Genomic DNA, 18,356 nt, shown 5'->3' with positions numbered 1-18,356 from the left:
GCACCCCATGGACACTTTGCAAAACATGCGCGCCTTCAGCTGTGTCGCCGAAGCCGGCAGCTTCACCGCCGCCGCCGTCCAGCTCGACACCACCACGGCCAACGTCTCGCGCGCGGTCTCCAATCTGGAGGCCCATCTGCAAACCCGCCTGCTCAACCGCACCACTCGCCGCATCGCGCTCACGGAGGCCGGCAAGCGCTACCTGCTGCGCTGCGAGCAGATCCTGGCCTATGTCGAAGAAGCCGAGGCCGAGGCCAGCGACGCCCACGCGCGCCCGTCCGGCCAGCTGAAAGTGCACACCATGACCGGCATCGGCCAGCACTATGTGATCGACGCCATCGCCCGGTACCGCAAGTCGCACCCGGACGTGACCTTCGACCTGACCCTGGCCAACCGCGTGCCGGACCTGCTGGACGAGGGCTACGACGTGTCCATCGTGCTGGCCAGCGAACTGCCGGACTCGGGCTTCGTCTCCCAGCGCCTGGGCATCACCTACAGCATCGTCTGCGCCTCGCCGGCCTACGTGAAAGCCAATGGCTGCCCGAGCAGCCCCAGCGACCTGTCGAACCATGCCTGCCTGCGCCTGGTGAGCCCGGTGATCGCCCTGGACAAATGGCTGTTCGACGGCCCCGAGGGCCAGGAAGGGGTCACGCTCAACGGCTCGCCGTTCCTGGTGAACTCCGCCGACGCGCTGAAAACCGCGATCACCAGCGGCATGGGCCTGGGCGTGCTGCCGGTGTACGCGGCCATCGAGGGCCTGCGCAACGGCACCCTGGTGCGGGTCATGCCCAAGTACCGCTCCCAGGAGCTGAACCTGTACGCCATCTACCCATCGCGCCAGTACCTGGACGCCAAGATCAAGACCTGGGTCGAGTACCTGCGCAACACCCTGCCGGAGATTCTCGCCGCCCATCAGGCGGAGCTCGCGGCCTATGAACTGAGCGGCGGCCTCAGCGGCGTACGCCTGACCACTTGAGCCAAGCCCTTCGGGGCTTTGTCATGCTTCCCCCCTGTAGCCGCTGCCGCAGGCTGCGAAAGGTCCGCAAGACCTCCTGCGATCTCAAGAGCACGTCTCCTGCGGAGCCGATCGCAGCCTTTGGCAGCGGCTACAGTCGCAGAACCTTCTTGCCCTCACAGCCCTGTGCAGCCGCTACAAAAAGCCCGTGGGGAATGTTAGCTTGCTTGGCATTCTCCTCCGCCTGACGAGCTTTCCCGCGATGAAAAAGACCGTACTTGCCTTCAGCCGCATCACCCCGGACATGATCGAGCGCCTGCGCCAGGACTTCGAGGTGATAGTGCCCAACCCCAAGCTGGGCGATATCGGCGCGCAATTCAACGAAGCCCTGCCCCACGCCCACGGCCTGATCGGCGTCGGTCGCAAGCTGGGCCGCGCGCAGCTGGAAAACGCCAGCCAGCTGGAAGTGGTCTCCAGTGTCTCGGTGGGCTACGACAACTATGACCTGGCCTACTTCAACGAACGCGGGATCATGCTCACCAACACCCCGGACGTGCTCACCGAAAGCACCGCCGACCTGGCCTTCGCCCTGCTGATGAGCAGCGCCCGGCGCGTCGCCGAACTGGACGCCTGGACCAAGGCCGGGCAATGGCAGGCCAGCGTCGGCGCGCCGCTGTTCGGTTGCGATGTGCATGGCAAGACCCTGGGCATCGTCGGCATGGGCAATATCGGCGCGGCCATCGCCCGACGCGGTCGCCTGGGCTTCAACATGCCGGTGATCTACAGCGGCAACAGCCGCAAGACCGCCCTGGAACAGGAGCTGGGCGCGCAATTGCGTAGCCTCGAGCAGTTGCTGGCCGAAGCGGATTTCGTCTGCCTGGTGGTGCCGTTGAGCGAAAAGACCAAGCACCTGATCAGCCACCGCGAACTGACGCTGATGAAGCCGAGCGCGATCCTGGTGAACATCTCCCGCGGTCCGGTGGTGGATGAGCCGGCGCTGATCGAGGCCCTGCGCAACGGCACGATTCGCGGGGCCGGCCTGGACGTCTACGAGAAGGAACCGCTGGCCGAGTCGCCGCTGTTCCAGCTGAAAAACACCGTGACCCTGCCGCACATCGGCTCGGCCACCCATGAAACCCGCGACGCCATGGCCAACCGCGCCCTGGCCAACCTGCGCAGCGCCCTGCTCGGCGAACGCCCGCAGGACCTGGTCAACCCGCAGGTGTGGAAAGGCTGAAACCAACGCGGTCCACTGTAGGAGCGGCCGGTCGACGCTCGATTGCCCGCGATAGGCACGACGCGGTGTACCTGAGACACCGCTATCGCGAGCAAGCTTCGCTCCTACAGAAGCTCCTCAAACCCTGCAGCAGCCGCGCTACCCATCAGGCGAGCCGGGGATCGCGGACGGCCAGCGGCTTGGGCTTGCGGAACACCAGCACGTTGCCCAGCATCACCAGGACCAGCCCGGCCAGCGCCGGGGCGGTCCATTGGTAACCTTCGGCGAAGGCCGAGACATTCAGCGCCACCACCGGGAACAGCACGGTGCAGTAGGCCGCCCGCTCCGGGCCCATGCGGCCAACCAGGGTCAGGTAGGCGGTGAAGCCGATCACCGAGCCCGGGATCACCAGATACAGCAAGGAACCGAGGTAGCGCGCGTTCCACTCCATATCGAAAGGGATGCCCTTGACCAGGCAATAAGCCGCCAGCATCGCCGCGCCATAGGCCATGCCCCAGGCGTTGGTGGTCAGCGGCTTGAGGCCGGCTTTCTGTTGCAGGCTGGACAGCATGTTGCCCGCCGAGAAACACAGGGTCCCCAACAGCGCCAACCCCAGGCCGAGCAGGGTCTGCGGGCTGGCGCTATGGCCCGCCAGCTCCGGCCAGAACAGCAGGCCCAGCCCCAGCAGCCCCAGCGCCCCGCCCAGCAGTACGTTGCGGGCGATCTTCTGGGCGAAGAACACCCGGGCATTCAGGGCGTTCCACAGGGTCGCCGTGGAAAACACCACCGCCACCAGGCCGCTGGGAATCCACTGGCTGGCATGCAGGAAACACATGAAATTGATACAGAACAGGCACAGCCCCTGGGCCAGGCAAATCAGGTGCCCGCGACGGTTCATCACTTGCAGCTTGCGGCTGAGCAGCAGCATGACGAACAGCACCAGGGCCGCCAGGGCAAAGCGATAGACGATGGACACCGGAATCGCCACCACCCCCAGCTGCAGCTTGAGGGCGATCCAGGTGGTGCCCCAGATCAGGACGGTGAGCAGATAAAGCGAGAGGTTCATGGCGCGGGACTCCTGTGCAGGGCAACCCAGTCTCAGGCCATTGCGCGCCCGGGCGCTTGCATAAACTTGCGCTTTTGTCGGTTACCGGGCTGGCAGCGCGTTGCCTACGGAGTAGGATGCGAAACATCTGACTTCGCTCCTGTAGCCGCTGCCGAAGGCTGCGATAGGCCGGGGTCGCGCTCGACCCGCAGGACCTTCTTGCGATCTCAAAAGCGCGTCTCCTGCGGAGCCGATCGCAGCCTGCGGCAGCGGCTACAACGTGCCACCCTTTATCGAATCAAAACCATGTCTACCCTGGAAACCCTGCAAGTCTTTCAAGCCCTGAACCGCTCGCCCAATGCTCGCCTGGAGCACAGCGCCGAGCTCGGTGACGGCCTGGCCGCAGCCTTGTGGAGCAACCATCACGACGCCCAGGACTACGAAGCGCCGAGCCATCACACCCTGTCGTGCTACATCGCCGGCGGCACCGGGACTTTTCGCCGCGGCCAGCCGGGGACCAAGGGCGGCCCGGACAAGCTGTGCATCCTGCCCGCCGAGCACCGTTCGGCCTGGGTGATCAACGGCGAGATCCGCCTGGCCCACCTGTATTTCAGCCCGGAACAATTTGCCCTGGGCTGCGTGACCCTGCTGGACCGCGAACCCCGCGAGCTGCAATTGCAGGAAACCACCTTCCTCGACGATCCGCAGCAGGCCAGGCGCTTTCGGCAACTGATCCAGCTGAACTGGGACGAACCCGGCGAGCGCCTGCTGACCAGCAGCCTGGCCCACGAGATGCTCAGCCACGCCCTGCTGACCCAGGTCGGCCAGCGCCAGGGCCTGCGCCTCAAGGGCGGGCTGGCGGCGCATCAGCGTCGGCAACTGGTGGAGTACATCGACAGCCAGCTGGCCGAACCGCTCAGCCTCGGGCAACTGGCCGCGCGCTGCGCCTTGTCGGAATACCACTTTGCGCGGATGTTCCGCGCGAGCTTCGGCCTGCCGCCCCACCAATACCTGCTGGCGCGACGCCTGAAGCATGCCCGCGACCTGCTGCGCGGCACCCGCCTGCCCCTGGGCGAGATTGCCCTGGCCTGCGGTTTCGCCAGCGCCAGCCACTTCACCAATCGCTTTCGCCAGGCCCTGGGTGGCACGCCCGGGGAATATCGCCAGGCGCTTCTTGGCTGAGCGCAGCCGCCAGTTACACCGCGTCGCCTTCATCGCGAGCAAGTCGGATCGCCGCCCGTTCGCTCCTACAGAAGCACCGCGCCCGCCCTCACACCGCACACCCCGTAGGAGCGAGGCTTGCCCGCGATGGCGATGTGTCAGGCAAAGCCGATCCCCAGCGTTATTGCAACAGCACCTGCGTCACCCGATCTTCCAGGGCCTTGATGTGCGCGCCGTCGGCCCGGTAGTTGTTCGACAGCATCACCAGCACCAGCCGACGGCCATCGGCCGCGCGCAGATACCCGGACAGCGACGACACGCCCTGCATCGAGCCGGTCTTGGCATGCAGGTTATCCACAGCCCCTGTGCCTTGCAGGCGATAACGCAGGGTGCCGCCGGTCATGCGCTGGGCATCGCCAGCCACCGGCAACGCCGCGTACCAGGTGGCGAACCAGGGCTGCTTGCGCGCCACCAGCAACAGGTCGCTGAGGCTCTGGCTGGAAATCTGGTTGCGCCGCGACAGCCCCGAGCCGTCCACCTGCACCAGCCCTTGCGGGCTCAGGCCCTGGCGCCGCAGGAAGCCCTCGATGGCCGCCACCCCGGCAGCGGCGGTGCCGGCATTGGCGGTCTTGCGGCCCATGGCCTTGAGCAGCACTTCCGACATGTTGTTGTTCGACAGCTTGAGCAGCGGCGTGATCAAGCCCGCCAGCGGCATCGACGAGTGACTGGCCAGCACCCGGGCGGGGGGTGCCGTGGGCTGGCCTATGCGCACCTGGCCCTGTACCGTCACGCCTTGCTCGGCCAGCGCTTGTTGGAACACGTCCGCCACCAGGCGGGTCGGCTCCCACACGCTGACCCAATGGCGCCGCGACTGCCCCGGCGGCAAGGCGCCGCTGACCAGCAGCAGGTTGCTGCCATGCTCACGGCCGACCTGCAGGCTGTCCGTCGTTCCGACCCGGCCCTGATTGCGCAGGCTCATCAGCCGGTTTTCCGGGCTGATGCGCACCGCCAGCGACGCTCCCGGCATCGTCGGCGCGGTGACCGACACCAGCACGCTGCCGGCGTCGAAGTCGTCGTTGGGGGAAATATTGAGGGCGGAAATCTGCGCCGCGTAATACAGGCTTTCATCGTCGCTGGCCCAATCGACGCCGAGCCGCTGGTCATCGAAGGCGGTGTCGTCGAGCACCAGGTCGCCCGCGACCTGACGAATGCCGGTGCGCGCCACCGCCGCTGCCAACTCCCGATAGTCCGCGACCTGCATGCTCGGGTCGCCGGAACCGCGCAGGTAGAGATTGCCCTGCAGGCGCTCGCCCTGCTGCGCGCCGTCGCCCAGCACCTCGGTGGCGAAACGGTAGTCGGGGCCGAGGACGTCCAGCGCGGCGGCGGTGGTCAGCAGCTTGAGGCTCGAAGCCGGGATCAGGCGGCTGTCGGGGTTGTGCTGATACAAGGCCGCGCCGCTCTCGGCATCGCGCACCGTCAGCGACACCGTGGCGCCCTGCAGCGCCGGGTCGGCCAGGACCTGATCCAGGCTGGCGGCGTAGCGGGCGCCGGGATGGCTGGCGCAAGCCGCCAGTGACAGGGCCAGGAACAACCCCAGCCCGCGAGTGTAGAAACGATGTGCTGAACCCATGAAAAACGTATTTCCTTGATGACCTCGAACCCGCGCCGACAACCTTGCAGCCGCGGCGACGGGCGCCCAGATAACGATTGGCGAGGGGTTCGTGTCAACGAACAATCGAAGCCAGCCCCTCAGGCCCGGCGCTGCGGAGCGCTCATTGCGCCAACGCGGCCAGCGGGCTGACCAGTAATCCCAGCCCCGCCGCCAGCAACGCCAGTCGCGGTTGATACGGCAGCAACAGCACCAGCGACAAGGCGCTGAGCATCAAGGCCGCGCACCATTGCACCAGGCCCAGGCCCCAGCCAGCCGCCGCGATCGCCGCCCACAGCGAGCCGGCCAGCAGCAGCCAGCCGCCAATACGCAAGCCAGAGCGGCGACAGGCCGTGGGTTTGTAGCCTAGGAGTTCGGCGTGATGACGGTCCATCGACAGGCACAACCCGGCAAAGCCTGGGTAACACAACAGCAGCGCCAGGAGCATTCAGTTCACCTCGGTTTCAAGGGCGGCCCGTCGCGAGCGGGCGGCAACGGTAGGCTGGGCGACAGGACGCGACATCTTCCAGGCCCCCCAGGCCAGGAACAGCCCCGCCGCCAGGCAGGTCAGGTCGAAGCCGGCGCGGACCCAGTCGCCATGCACCAGGAAACCATCCAGCACATCGGGCATCGTCAGCGCATCGAGCAGCGGCACGCTGGCCAGCATTAGCGCCGCCAGGCCCAATTGCTCGACCCAGGCCTTGCGCCCGCGACGCAGCGCGGCGTGCAGCAGGCTCAGGCCCCAGACGATAAAGAAGCTGTTCACTTCCCAGTCCGCCCGCCCGGCAAGGCTCACCGGCAACAGGCGATTGGCCCAGAAGAAGGCGGCGACGGCCAGCACCAGGCCAGACATGCTGGCGATGTTCAGCACTTCCACCAGGCGCAGTTCGAAGGGCGTCACTCCACTCTTGGCATGCTTGAGCTGGCGCTTGCCCAGCCAGATCACCAGCCCGGTGCCGATCATCGCGGTGGCGGCCAGGCCGCAGATAAAGTACAGCCAGCGCAACAGCGGCCCGGCGAAGAGGCCCATGTGCAGCCCGTAAAAACTGCCGTTGATGGCCAGGGCCGTCGACTGCGGCGGCGACACCTGCAACAGCTTGCCGCTGACCCCGTCGAACGTGACCACATTGCCAAAGTCGCGGACCACCTGGTCGCCACCATGACGCATGACATTCACCGAGGCATTGGCGTCCCCCGGATTGTTCACCGTGATCCGCCCCACGCGGCCACCCGGCCACTGCTCGCGGGCCTGCTCCAGCAGCGGTTCGAGTTGCACCAGGTGCGCCGGCTTGCCTGCGGCCGGGGCGGTTTTGCTGGCGGGGAACACTTCGTTGAAATACGCCCGGGTGTCGTTGCCGTAGGTGGCCAGGATGCTCGCCGGCATGACCATCGACATGAAGATCACCAGGCTGCTGTAGGTGATCATCAGGTGGAACGGCAGCACCAGCACGCCCACCGCGTTGTGCCCGTCGAGCCAGGAGCGCTGGCCCTTGCTGGGGCGGAAGGTGAAGAAGTCCTTGAAGATTTTCTTGTGGGTGATGATGCCGCTGATCAAGGCGACGAACATCAGCATGGCCGCCGCGGTGGACAGCCAGCGGCCCCACGGATGAGGCATCTGCAACTGGAAATGGAAGCGGTAGAAGAACTCGCCGCCGCGGGTATCGCGGACCTGCAGTTCGGCACCGGTGGCCGGGTCCAGCAGTTTCTGGGTGAAGGCGCCGCGCTCGCCGGGCTTGCCCGGGAACTGCCACATCACCGACAACCCCGGCTCACGGGCATCGGGCAGGTTGATGAACCAGCGCGAGGCGCCCTGGGCGTGCTGCTGCAGATAACTCTGGGCGAGGATCAGGCTGGTTTCGTTGCTGACCGAGCGCGACGGCACTTCGGGCTGCATCCAGTGGCTGATTTCGTCCTTGAAGTAGGCCAGGGTGCCGGTCAGGAAAATCGCCAGCAGCAGCCAGCCGAATACCAGCCCGGCCCAGGTGTGCAGCCAGGCCATGGACTGGCGAAATCCCTCCTTCATGAAAGATTCATCCCGTGCGCCCACGCAGAAATCGCCGCCAACCCCAGCGCCGGCAGCAGCAAACCGAGCCAGGCCTGCCAGGCCGTGCGGCAGGCAAAGCACCAGAGCACCGCCACCAGATAGAACAGGAAGGAGGTCATCATGCCGCTGACCACCGCATCGGCGCGGGACACGGGGAGCAGCAGGGTCATGCAGACGCTGGACAACGCCGCCAGCAGGTAACCGCCGAATACCGCGGCCAGCACTCGCGACGTCACCGCCAGACGGTAGGAAGAGGGGATCGTGGCAACTTTGCTTTTCATGTTTCGACCTTGAAACCAGGACCGCCCGGCGCAGGGAATTCCCCTACCCGGACTCAAGTCGGCGCAATATTAATGATAAATATTCTCATGCGCAAAAATTCACTGACCCGCAGCGGGATCTTCCGCCGGTCCGGGTTGATTGCCCAATGCCATGCCAGGCCACTACAATGCGAACAATTCTTGTTCTCTTAAGCGTTTTCATGCTGCCGGAGCGTTCGGCTTGGCTCACTCCTCTACCGTCGAAGTCCTCTATCACGCCCATCACAGCTGGCTGAACGGCTGGTTGCGGCGTCGGCTCGGCTGCCCCGACAGCGCCGCCGACCTGGCCCAGGACACCTTCATGCGGGTGCTCAGCACCCGGGAAACGCCGTCGATCGTCGAGCCACGGGCGTTCCTCACCACCATCGCCAAGCGGGTGCTGTGCAACCATTACCGGCGCCAGGACCTGGAACGGGCCTATCTTGAGACGCTGGCGCAGATGCCGGAACTGCTGGCGCCGTCCGAGGAAGACAAGGCGATCATCCTGCAGACCCTGCTGGAGCTGGACCAGTTGCTCGACGGTTTGCCGCGCCTGGTGAAACGCGCGTTCCTGCTGGCCCAGGTCGATGGCCTGAAACATGGCGAGATCGCCCGCGAGCTGGGGATCTCCATCGCCACGGTCAAGCGCCACCTGCACAAGGCAGCCCTGCGCTGCTACTTCGCCCTGTGAACACTGGCCTCCCCCGCCCGCCGGACATCGGCGCCCAGGTCGCCGAACAGGCCGTGCACTGGCTGCTCGAAATGCAGGCGGGCCCACTCAGCCCACGCCAGCAACGGGCCTGGCAGCAATGGCACGACGCCCACAGCGAACATCAACGGGCCTGGGAACATATCCAGCGGGTCAATTCGCGGCTGCGCGGCCTGTCTTCGCCCCTGGCCCATGCCGCGCTCGCTGCGCCGAAGTCCTCCAGCCGGCGCCAGGCGCTGAAACTGCTGCTGATCCTCGGCGCCGGTTCCGCCGCGGCCTGGGGCTTGCGCGAACACAACCCGCTGACCCCGCTGATGGCCGACTACCGCAGCCCGGTGGGCCAGCGGCGCAAACTGCAATTGAGCGATGGCAGCCAGTTGCAGCTCAATACCGACAGCGCGGTGGACGTAAGTTTCGACGGCCAGCAACGGCTGATCCGGCTGTTGGCCGGGGAGATCCTGCTGACCGCCGCGGCCGACCGCCGGCCGCTGTTGATACAGAGCGCCCAGGGTGTTTTACGTCCGCAAGGCGCACGGCTGAACCTGCGCCAGTTCAGCCAGCGCACCCAGCTGGCGGTGTTCGAAGGCAACGTCAGCCTCAGCCCGTCGGATTATTCGGGAGCGCCGTTAGTGGTAAGCAAGGAACAGCAATTGAGCTTCACCCGCAGCGCCTGGGACAACCCGCGGCCGCTGGACGCCGGCAGCGGCGCCTGGAGCGAAGGCATGCTGGTGGCCGCCCAGATGCGCCTGGCGGACTTCCTCGACGAGCTGGGGCGCTACCGTCGCGGCCAGCTCAACTGCGATCCACAGGTCGCCGACCTGCTGATCTCCGGCAGTTATCCACTGGACGACAGCGAACGGATCCTCGACCTGCTGGAAATCAGCCTTCCGGTGAAGGTCCGTCGCTTCACCCGCTACTGGGTCACGGTCGAAGCCCGCGCGTGACCTGTAGCCGCTGCCGCAGGCTGCGATCGGCCCCGAAGGGGACGTGCTCTTGAGGCCCTCGAAGGCCCTTCGGGCCTTATCGCAGCCTGCGGCAGCGGCTACAGGCGTCGATTCAATGTTTTTCCCGGTGTGCCGTTTTTTTCATTTTGTGTGAGCCGTTTTCCAGCACTCGCGTGACAGAGAAGGAAAGCCCCCTTGACTGCAACCTTCTCAGGATCGATGTCCATGCCCCAGCAACCCACTCGCCTCACGCCCCTTGCCCGCACCCTGCGCCAGTTGCTGCTGGGCGCCAGCCTGAGCTTGGCCGCCCTGCCGCCGGCCATGGCCGCCGATGGCCTGTCGCGCGATTACCACATCGCCGCCTCATCGCTGGAAAACGCCCTGAACCAGTTCGGCCGTGAGGCCGGGGTGCTGATCTCCTTCGGTTCCCAGGTCGCCAGCGGCGTGCAGAGCCAGGGCCTGGAAGGCAGCTACACCACCGAAGAAGGTCTGAATGCCTTGCTCAAGGGTACCGGCCTGCAAGCCCGCGCCGAAGGCGGCAATGCCTTCAGCCTGCAACCGGTGAGCGCCGAGGGCGCACCGGCGGCCCTGGAGCTGGGCACGTCCAGCGTGGTCGGCGACTGGCTGGGCGATGCGGAGCAGACCAACGTCTTCGAACACCCGGGGGCCCGTGACGTGATCCGCCGCGAAGCATTCGAACGCCAGGGCGCCACCCAGGCCCGCGACGTGCTCAACCGCATCCCCGGGGTCAACGCACCGGAAAACAACGGCACCGGCAGCCACGACATGGCGCTGAACTTCGGCATTCGCGGGCTCAACCCACGCCTGGCCTCGCGCTCCACGGTACTGATGGACGGCATTCCGGTACCCTTCGCGCCCTATGGCCAGCCGCAGCTGTCCTTCGCCCCGGTCAGCATGGGCAACATGGACGCGGTGGACGTGGTGCGTGGCGGCGGCGCCGTGCGTTACGGGCCGCAGAACGTCGGCGGCATCGTCAACTTCGTGACCCGCGCCATCCCCGATGCGCCCACGGTCAAGGGCGGCTTCCAGACCGAGACCAGCCCGTCCTCCAGCCACGACGGTTTCAAGACCACCGGCAACCTGCTGGCCGGCGGCACCGCCGACAACGGCCTGGGCGGCGCCCTGCTGTACTCCGGCACCCGTGGCGGCGACTGGCGCGAACACAGCGACACACAGATCGACGACCTGATCCTCAAGGGCCACTACCAGCTCGACGACGCCAACAGCTTCAACGCCATGGCCCAGTACTACGAGGGCGAGGCCGATATGCCCGGCGGCCTCAACGTTGCCGACTACAAGGCCGATCCGTATCAGTCGACCCGCCCGTACGACAAGTTCTGGGGCCGCCGTATGCTGATCAACTTCGGCTACCGCTACCAGGAAGATCGCCGCGAATTCACCGTCAACAGCTTCTTCACCAAGACCCTGCGCAGCGGCTACCTGGACCAGGGCAGCTTCCTGTCGCTGTCGCCACGCGAATACTGGGTGCGCGGCATCGAAACCCGCTTCGCCCAGGGCTTCGACCTCGGGCCGACCAGCCATGAGCTGGGCATCGGCTACCGCTACATCAACGAGGCCGGGCACGAGTTGCGCTACCGCACGCCGATCAGCGCCAACCAGCAGTTGCCCAGCACCAGCAGCCGCAACGACCGCGATACCCGCGGTGGCACCGAGGCCAATGCGTTCTTCGTCGACGACCGCATCGACATCGGCAAGTGGACCCTCACCCCGGGGATCCGCTACGAGATGATCGAGTCCCAGCAGACCAACAACCTGACCAACGTCAAATACAAGGGCGACTACAACACCGCGCTGCCGGCACTGAACGTGATGTACCACCTGACCGACAGCTGGAACCTCTACGCCAACACCGAGGGTTCGTTCGGCAGCGTGCAGTACAGCCAGATGCCCAACCGCGTGAGCAGCGGCGAAGTGAAACCGGAAAAGGCCCGCACCTGGGAACTGGGCACCCGCTATGACGACGGCAGTCTGCGGGCGGAGATCGGCGCGTTCCTGATCAACTTCGACAACCAGTACGACAGCAACCAGACCAACGACTCGGTGATCGCCCGTGGCGAAACCCGCCACCAGGGCATCGAGACCAGCGTCAATTACGCACTGGACGGCCTGAGTCCGGCGCTGGCCGGTTTCGATCTGTACGCCACCTACGCCTACGTCGACGCCACCATTCGTGAAGACGGGCCGAACAAGGGCAACCGCGTGCCGTTCTCGTCCAAGCACAAAGGCACCCTCGGCATCGGTTACACCGAAGGCCCGTGGAAACTGAACTTCGACAGCAGCTACCAGAGCAGCCAGTTCGCCGACAACGCCAACACCTCCACCGAAAGCGCCGACGGCAGCACCGGACGGATTCCCGGCTACATGCTGTTCAGCAGCCGCGCCGCCTACGACTTCGGCCCGCAACTGTCGGACCTCAACGTGGCGGTCGGGGTGAAGAACATCTTCAACCACCAGTACTTCACCCGCTCGTTCGACGACAACAACAAAGGCAAATACGTGGGCGAACCACGGACCCTGTACGTACAGACCTCCGTGGCGTTCTGATCCAACGTGCTCCTGCAGAACAGCACGTCCCCGTGCTTCTGTAGGAGCGGCCGGTCGACGCTCGATTGCTCGCGATGGCGTCCAGCCTGACACACCGCGGCGTCTGCATCGCGAGCAAGTCGGATCGCCGCCCGCTCGCTCCTACAGAAACGCGGCGCACAAAAAAGGGCCTGCATGTGCAGGCCCTTTTTGCTAGGTGCTTCTTGGTTGGGTACTTGCGCCGTCAGCTATTGAGCGCGGCCTGTTCGTTTTCCAGGAATTCCTCTTCAAGCAAGGCGTCGGCCTGACCGGCGCGGGCGCTTGGCGCTGCCGCGGCGCGCTTGTTGCGCAACCGTCCGAACAGGTGTTCCAGGGAGTTCTCCAGCTTGGTGGCCGCTCCTTCGATGGCCAGTTCCAGGGATTCGGCTTTGTGGGTCACGGAAATCGGTTGATGGCCTTTTGGCCGCGCCTCCAGTTGGCAGCGCAAATCGTGGGGACCGGGCTTGTCGCCGTTCTCGTCCCGCAGATGAACCTCGACTCGGGTCAGGTCCTCCTCGTAGCGTTCGAGCGTGCTCTCAATGGTAGTACGTACCCACTCCTCCAGTCGGATGCTGCTTTGAATATGGTTATCGCTATTGACCTGGATTTGCATAGTTCTTCCCTTATTTCAGCTAGCTCGCGAGAGGAACCGCGTGCCCCTGAGGGCGTACTTTTTGCGGCCTCTTGGTTACAGAGTTGGGCAGAGCGCAGAACAATTCAACCCCTTAAAAAAGATAAATATCTATTGGCAAATAAAGCCGGACAAAGCGCAAAAGCGCTGTTAATGTCGGGAGTTGGGTCGCCTCACTCCCCTGTCCTTTCTGCTTACCCGTGTCCCCCTCCCAGCGGGTGCAAACCGCGAAATATCTCCGCCTCTTCCACCAGCCAGTCGTGCACCGCGCGCACGCCCGGATGGCTCAGCGCGCCCGGCGCATACAGCAGCACATAACGCTTGTGATTGGGCACCGCGAGGCCAAACGGCACGATCAGGGTGCCGCGCTCCAGTTCATCGTTGAGCAGGGTGCGCCGGGCAATCGCCACCCCCATCCCGGCAGTCGCCGCCTCGATGGTCAGGTGGTTGCGGTTGAAGGTGTGCCCGCGCCGCACATCCGCGCCCTCGAAGCCGATGGCATTGAGATAGAACTCCCACTCCGCGTACTCGTAGCTGCCGCGCCAGGCAGTGATGTCGTGCAGCAACGGGAAATGCACCAGGTCTGCCGGACCGTGCAGCGGCGGCCGCCCGCGCAACAGGCCCGGGGCACAGACCGGGAAGATCTGCTCATCCAGCAGGGCTGTGGATAACAGTCCCGGATAGCTGCCGTCATTGAGGTCGATGGCCAGGTCGAAATCACCTTCATGCAAGGCCACGCTGCTGTCCTCGGCCACCAGCCGTAGCTGAATGTCCGGAAAACGCTGCTGCAGCCGGGGCAGGCGCGGGGTCAGCCACTTGCCGAGAAACGACGGGATCGAGCGCAGGCGCAAGGTGCCGCTGATCATCCCGGCATCCAGCCGGCGCAGTTCGGCGTCGATGCTGCCATAGGCCTCGTTCACCGTGATCGCCAGCCGCTGCCCCTCGGCGCTCAGTTCCACTCCGCGGGCGCGGCGGTGAAACAGGCGAAAACCGAGCCGCTCTTCCAGCAGGCGGATCTGCTGGCTGACCGCCCCCGGGGTGATGTGCAGTTCTTCCGCGCAACGGGTGAACGACAAGTGCCGCGCGGCACAGGAAAACACATGCAGCCAGACATAGGTCTGGGCATGAAATTGACGACTCATCGTTTAGTCCTGCTAAAGGCTGTCTTAGGAAAATTCGTTGGTCAGTATTGACCGAGCTAGGCAGTATCGCCGACCTAACGCTCGGCCTACAAAAAATGGCAGCGATTTCTCTTCCATTGCTTGTAAGGCTTTAGCATGGCTATCAGTGTTTTCGATCTCTTCAAAGTCGGCATCGGCCCGTCCAGTTCCCACACCGTCGGCCCGATGCGCGCCGCCGCGACCTTCGCCCAGGGGCTGTTCGAGCAAGGGTTGCAGGCGCAGGTGCAGCGGGTGGAAATCCGCCTGTACGGCTCGCTGTCCGCCACCGGCGTCGGCCATGCCACCGACCGCGCCTGCGTCATGGGCCTGATGGGCGAATGGCCCGACAGCATCGACCCTCGCAGCATCGGCCCGCGCATCCAGCAACTGCGCGAAAGCGGCGAGCTGAGCCTCGGTGGCCGCTCGACCATCGCCTTCGACTGGCACCGCGACCTGCTGCTGCTCGACGAAAGCCTGCCCTACCACCCCAATGCCATGTCGCTGTCGGCCTTCGGTGCGGACGGCCTGCTGTGGCGGCAGACCTACTACTCGGTGGGTGGCGGTTTTATCGTCGAGGAGGCCGAAGTGGCCGAAGGCGCTCCGGCGGCCAACAGCGTCGAGCTGCCCTACGACTTCAACAGCGCGGTGGAACTCCTGGCCCTGTGCCAACAGCATCAATTGCGGGTCTCGGAACTGATGATGGCCAACGAACGGGCCTGGCGCAGCGACGCCGAAATCCGCAGCGGCCTGCTGCACATCTGGGCGGTGATGCGCGAATGCGTCGAGCAGGGCCTGCGCCACGAAGGCACCCTGCCCGGCGGCCTGGATGTGCCGCGCCGCGCCGCCAAGCTGCATCGCAACCTGCTGGAAATCGGCAAGCCCAACGTCATCAGCTCGACCCTGTCGGCCATGGAGTGGGTCAACCTGTTCGCCCTGGCGGTGAACGAGGAAAACGCCGCCGGCGGGCGCATGGTCACCGCACCGACCAACGGCGCGGCGGGGATCATCCCGGCGGTGCTGCATTACTACATGAAGTTCAACCCCGAAGCGTCGGACGACGACGTGATCGACTTCTTCCTCGGCGCCGCCGCGGTGGGCATCCTCTGCAAGAAAAACGCCTCGATCTCCGGCGCCGAAGTCGGCTGCCAGGGCGAGGTGGGCTCGGCCTGCGCGATGGCTGCGGCTGGCCTGGCCGAGGTGCTCGGGGCCACGCCGGAGCAACTGGAAAACGCCGCGGAAATCGGCCTGGAACATAACCTCGGCCTGACCTGCGACCCGGTCGGCGGCCTGGTGCAGGTGCCTTGCATCGAGCGCAACGCGATCGCCGCGGTGAAGGCGATCAACGCCACCCAGATGGCCCTGCGCGGCGACGGCAAACACTTCATTTCCCTGGACCGGGTGATCCGCACCATGCGCGATACCGGCGCCGACATGCACGACAAATACAAAGAAACTTCACGGGGCGGCCTGGCCGTGAGTTGGGTGGAGTGCTGATCCCCCTCTCCTGACCGTCCGACCCACGTGAGCCCGAGCAAAAATAATAACGAGGCGATACCGATGACCGATGTACGAACACCCGCTGCCGAAAACCCTGCCGTAGAGACTGCCCGCGACACCACGACCACCAGCCAGGGCTGGAGCAAACACGACACCACCTGGATGCTCGGCCTGTACGGCACCGCCATCGGCGCCGGCACCCTGTTCCTGCCGATCAACGCCGGGGTCGGCGGCTTCTGGCCGCTGATCGTGCTGGCGCTGCTGGCCTTCCCGATGACCTTCTTCGCCCACCGCGGGCTGACCCGCTTCGTCCTGTCCGGCCGCTCCGGCGACATCACCGAAGTGGTGGAAGAACACTTCGGCATCGGCGCCGGCAAGCTGATCACCCTGCTCTACTTCTTCGCCATCTTCCCGATCCTGCTGGTGTACAGCGTGGCGCTGACCAACACCCTGGGCAGCTTCATGGAACACCAACTGCACATGACGCCACCGCCGCGGGCGATCCTGTCCCTGGTGCTGATCCTCGGCCTGATGGCCATCGTGCGCTGTGGCCAGGGCGTGATCGTGCGGGCCATGAGCGTGCTGGTCTATCCCTTTGTCGCCGCGCTGTTGCTGCTGGCCCTCAGCCTGATCCCGAACTGGAACGGCGCCTTCTTCGCCTCGGCCAATGACGGCATGTCCATGCCGCTGTTCCTCAAGACCCTGTGGCTGGCGATCCCGGTGATGGTGTTCTCGTTCAACCATTCGCCGATCATCTCCGCCTTCGCCGTCGACCAGAAGCGCCACTACGGTGCCCAGGCCGAGCGCAAGAGCCGCGGCATCCTCGCCGTGGCCCACGGCATGATGGTGCTGACGGTGATGTTCTTCTGCTTCAGCTGCGTGCTGGCCCTGTCGCCGGCCGACCTGGCCGCGGCCAAGGCGCAGAACATCTCGATCCTGTCGTACCTGGCCAACCACTTCCAGACCCCGGTGATCGCCTATGCGGCGCCGCTGATCGCGCTGGTGGCGATCACCAAATCCTTCCTCGGCCACTACATCGGCGCCAGCGAAGGTTTCCAGGGGCTGATCGTGAAAAGCCTGCGCAGCCGTGGCCGGAGCCTGTCGTCGCGCTGGCTGGAGCGTTGCACCGCGCTGTTCATGGTCCTGACCTGCTGGGCCGTGGCCACCTTCAACCCGAGCATCCTCGGCATGATCGAAACCCTGGGCGGGCCGGTGATCGCCTGCCTGCTGTTCCTGATGCCGATGTACGCGATCCGGCGGGTGCCATCGCTGCGCCAGTATTCGGGCCAGCTGTCGAATCTGTTCGTGGTGCTGATCGGCCTGATCGCACTGTCAGCGATCATTTATTCGTTCATGCCCTGAAACGGGTAGCCAAAGAAAAACGGACCTTTGGGTCCGTTTTTTTTCGCCCCCGGATTTATTGGCCGGCGGTTTTCCCGGCATGCCCTTTGCTTTGCAAGAGCGGAGGAATACGGACGTTAACCAACCTCAGCGAACGGCCTGCCAGTGGTCTGGAGATGCGAACTAATCCCGACCACAGCCGGTCAATGACTGCACGATACAATCAGGCGGTGACGCACATGGATAACCCCTTTCAGCTGATTACCGATGCTTTCGCCCCGGAATACCGGGTCAACCTGAGCATCCAGGGCCTGGACGGCAGCATCATGCTGACCCTGTCCAAGGCCGGCCGGGTTGTGGCCAAGCGCATGATCAGCGCCGAGCAGCGCAACGATCCGCAGCGGCTCAAGCGCCTGGTGCAAAGCATTCAGTTCGGCATCGCCATCGAGCAGGGCCACAGCGCCATGGCCATCCTCGAAGCCATGACCAACAGCGACAGCTTCAAGCTGCCGCTGCCGGCCGCCAAGGGCCGGCCCGCTAACCGGCCGCCCCTGACCGTAGCGATTTAAAGCTCGCCCTTCTCGACTTCCGGATGCTCGCTGGAACCCGCGCCGACCTTGCGTTGCGGGTGTTCGATCTTCACCGACGGGAACTGCGACGAGGCATAGCGCACCACCAGGATGGAGAAGGCCAGCAGCAGGATGCCGCCACACAGGTAGATGATCCCCAGGTCCGGCGGGTTGTGGTGCGACACGTTGGAGATCAGCAGGCGGGTCAGCGCGGTGATCGCCACGTAGATCAGGAAGCGCACCGGCATGTGGTTGGTCTTGAAGTAGATGCCGACCATGGCGCCCAGTTCGAGGTAGATGAACAGCAGGAGAATGTCATCGATCTTGATATGACCTTCTTCGAGCATCCCGAGAAATTCCATCACCGCCGCCCAGGCCGTCACCGCGCCGATGGCGAACAGCGCCAGGTAGTGAAAGGTCTCGACGAACAGGTTGCCCAGGGACTCGGCCAGCTGGTGGACGTTCTGCCGCAGTTTCTCGGCCCAATTGATTTTCACGATGGTTTTTCCTTAGGTCGACTCGACCGGATGATG

General features: G+C 65.0%; 17 protein-coding genes. 9 read left to right on the top strand and 8 right to left on the bottom strand.

What is annotated here, in order from left to right:
• Nucleotides 1-7: 7 nt before the first annotated feature.
• Nucleotides 8-976 carry a LysR family transcriptional regulator gene (locus PVZ80_RS03435; protein ID WP_009047065.1) on the top strand — a complete coding sequence of 323 codons (969 nt, stop codon included), beginning with the start codon at nucleotides 8-10 and terminating at the stop codon, nucleotides 974-976.
• Nucleotides 977-1,217: 241 nt separating this feature from the next.
• Complete coding sequence (locus PVZ80_RS03430; protein ID WP_101281839.1) at nucleotides 1,218-2,192, top strand: 2-hydroxyacid dehydrogenase; 975 nt, start codon at nucleotides 1,218-1,220, stop codon at nucleotides 2,190-2,192.
• 145 nt (nucleotides 2,193-2,337) lie between these two features.
• Here the strand turns inward: PVZ80_RS03430 and PVZ80_RS03425 are convergent, their stop codons facing one another.
• A complete protein-coding gene (locus PVZ80_RS03425; protein WP_016703291.1) occupies nucleotides 2,338-3,237 on the bottom strand; it encodes a DMT family transporter in 900 nt (299 codons plus the stop codon).
• Nucleotides 3,238-3,522: 285 nt separating this feature from the next.
• Between PVZ80_RS03425 and PVZ80_RS03420 the strand changes: the two genes are divergently transcribed.
• The gene (locus PVZ80_RS03420; RefSeq protein WP_273863423.1) at nucleotides 3,523-4,398 is read left to right on the top strand and encodes a helix-turn-helix domain-containing protein; all 876 of its coding nucleotides are present in this window, start codon (nucleotides 3,523-3,525) and stop codon (nucleotides 4,396-4,398) included.
• Nucleotides 4,399-4,558: 160 nt separating this feature from the next.
• Here the strand turns inward: PVZ80_RS03420 and dacB are convergent, their stop codons facing one another.
• The 4 genes from dacB to PVZ80_RS03400 all read right to left on the bottom strand — a co-directional run bounded on the left by dacB (nucleotide 4,559) and on the right by PVZ80_RS03400 (nucleotide 8,350).
• Complete coding sequence (dacB, locus tag PVZ80_RS03415) at nucleotides 4,559-6,007, bottom strand: D-alanyl-D-alanine carboxypeptidase/D-alanyl-D-alanine endopeptidase (protein ID WP_273863422.1); 1,449 nt, start codon at nucleotides 6,005-6,007, stop codon at nucleotides 4,559-4,561.
• Nucleotides 6,008-6,149: 142 nt separating this feature from the next.
• Nucleotides 6,150-6,473, bottom strand: a complete 324-nt coding sequence (locus PVZ80_RS03410; protein ID WP_016703293.1) for a DUF3325 domain-containing protein — start codon at nucleotides 6,471-6,473, stop codon at nucleotides 6,150-6,152.
• Nucleotides 6,474-8,048: a PepSY-associated TM helix domain-containing protein gene (locus PVZ80_RS03405; protein WP_110175445.1), complete on the bottom strand. Its 1,575-nt coding sequence runs from the start codon at nucleotides 8,046-8,048 to the stop codon at nucleotides 6,474-6,476.
• The gene (locus PVZ80_RS03400; protein ID WP_009047058.1) at nucleotides 8,045-8,350 is read right to left on the bottom strand and encodes a DUF3649 domain-containing protein; all 306 of its coding nucleotides are present in this window, start codon (nucleotides 8,348-8,350) and stop codon (nucleotides 8,045-8,047) included. The genes PVZ80_RS03405 and PVZ80_RS03400 overlap by 4 nt, the downstream gene beginning before the upstream one ends.
• 220 nt (nucleotides 8,351-8,570) lie before the next feature.
• On the opposite strand from PVZ80_RS03400, the gene PVZ80_RS03395 reads away from it, so the two are divergent.
• From PVZ80_RS03395 to fecA, 3 genes are all read left to right on the top strand, one after another.
• Nucleotides 8,571-9,059: a sigma-70 family RNA polymerase sigma factor gene (locus tag PVZ80_RS03395; RefSeq protein WP_016703295.1), complete on the top strand. Its 489-nt coding sequence runs from the start codon at nucleotides 8,571-8,573 to the stop codon at nucleotides 9,057-9,059.
• On the top strand, nucleotides 9,056-10,021 hold the full coding sequence (locus PVZ80_RS03390) for a FecR domain-containing protein (protein WP_110175444.1): 966 nt from the start codon (nucleotides 9,056-9,058) through the stop codon (nucleotides 10,019-10,021). Before PVZ80_RS03395 ends, PVZ80_RS03390 begins: the two co-directional genes overlap by 4 nt.
• A gap of 225 nt (nucleotides 10,022-10,246) precedes the next feature.
• Entirely contained in the window at nucleotides 10,247-12,607 is a 2,361-nt protein-coding gene (gene fecA, locus PVZ80_RS03385) for a TonB-dependent Fe(3+) dicitrate receptor FecA (RefSeq protein WP_273863421.1), read from the top strand.
• A 223-nt stretch (nucleotides 12,608-12,830) separates the two neighbouring features.
• On the opposite strand, the gene PVZ80_RS03380 is transcribed toward fecA, so the two are convergent.
• On the bottom strand, nucleotides 12,831-13,238 hold the full coding sequence (locus tag PVZ80_RS03380) for an HPF/RaiA family ribosome-associated protein (RefSeq protein ID WP_009047054.1): 408 nt from the start codon (nucleotides 13,236-13,238) through the stop codon (nucleotides 12,831-12,833).
• A gap of 212 nt (nucleotides 13,239-13,450) precedes the next feature.
• On the bottom strand, nucleotides 13,451-14,398 hold the full coding sequence (locus PVZ80_RS03375; RefSeq protein WP_007932401.1) for a LysR substrate-binding domain-containing protein: 948 nt from the start codon (nucleotides 14,396-14,398) through the stop codon (nucleotides 13,451-13,453).
• Between the two features lie 135 nt (nucleotides 14,399-14,533).
• On the opposite strand from PVZ80_RS03375, the gene PVZ80_RS03370 reads away from it, so the two are divergent.
• The 3 genes from PVZ80_RS03370 (at nucleotide 14,534) to PVZ80_RS03360 (ending at nucleotide 17,823) form a co-directional block, all read left to right on the top strand.
• Entirely contained in the window at nucleotides 14,534-15,910 is a 1,377-nt protein-coding gene (locus PVZ80_RS03370) for an L-serine ammonia-lyase (protein WP_028681686.1), read from the top strand.
• A gap of 63 nt (nucleotides 15,911-15,973) precedes the next feature.
• On the top strand, nucleotides 15,974-17,275 hold the full coding sequence (locus PVZ80_RS03365) for a serine/threonine transporter (RefSeq protein WP_028681685.1): 1,302 nt from the start codon (nucleotides 15,974-15,976) through the stop codon (nucleotides 17,273-17,275).
• Nucleotides 17,276-17,493: 218 nt separating this feature from the next.
• Nucleotides 17,494-17,823, top strand: coding sequence for a DUF3509 domain-containing protein (locus PVZ80_RS03360; RefSeq protein WP_009047051.1), 330 nt, complete (start codon nucleotides 17,494-17,496; stop codon nucleotides 17,821-17,823).
• Here PVZ80_RS03360 and PVZ80_RS03355 read toward each other — a convergent pair.
• Complete coding sequence (locus tag PVZ80_RS03355; protein ID WP_009042237.1) at nucleotides 17,820-18,320, bottom strand: phosphate-starvation-inducible protein PsiE; 501 nt, start codon at nucleotides 18,318-18,320, stop codon at nucleotides 17,820-17,822. The two genes, PVZ80_RS03360 and PVZ80_RS03355, sit on opposite strands and share 4 nt — an antisense overlap.
• Between the last annotated feature and the right edge of the window lie 36 nt (nucleotides 18,321-18,356).

The sequence above is a fragment of the Pseudomonas sp. B3G-3 genome (assembly GCF_028640915.1).
GTDB lineage: Bacteria > Pseudomonadota > Gammaproteobacteria > Pseudomonadales > Pseudomonadaceae > Aquipseudomonas > Aquipseudomonas chlororaphis_I.
This window is presented reverse-complemented; position numbering and strand designations above follow the sequence as displayed.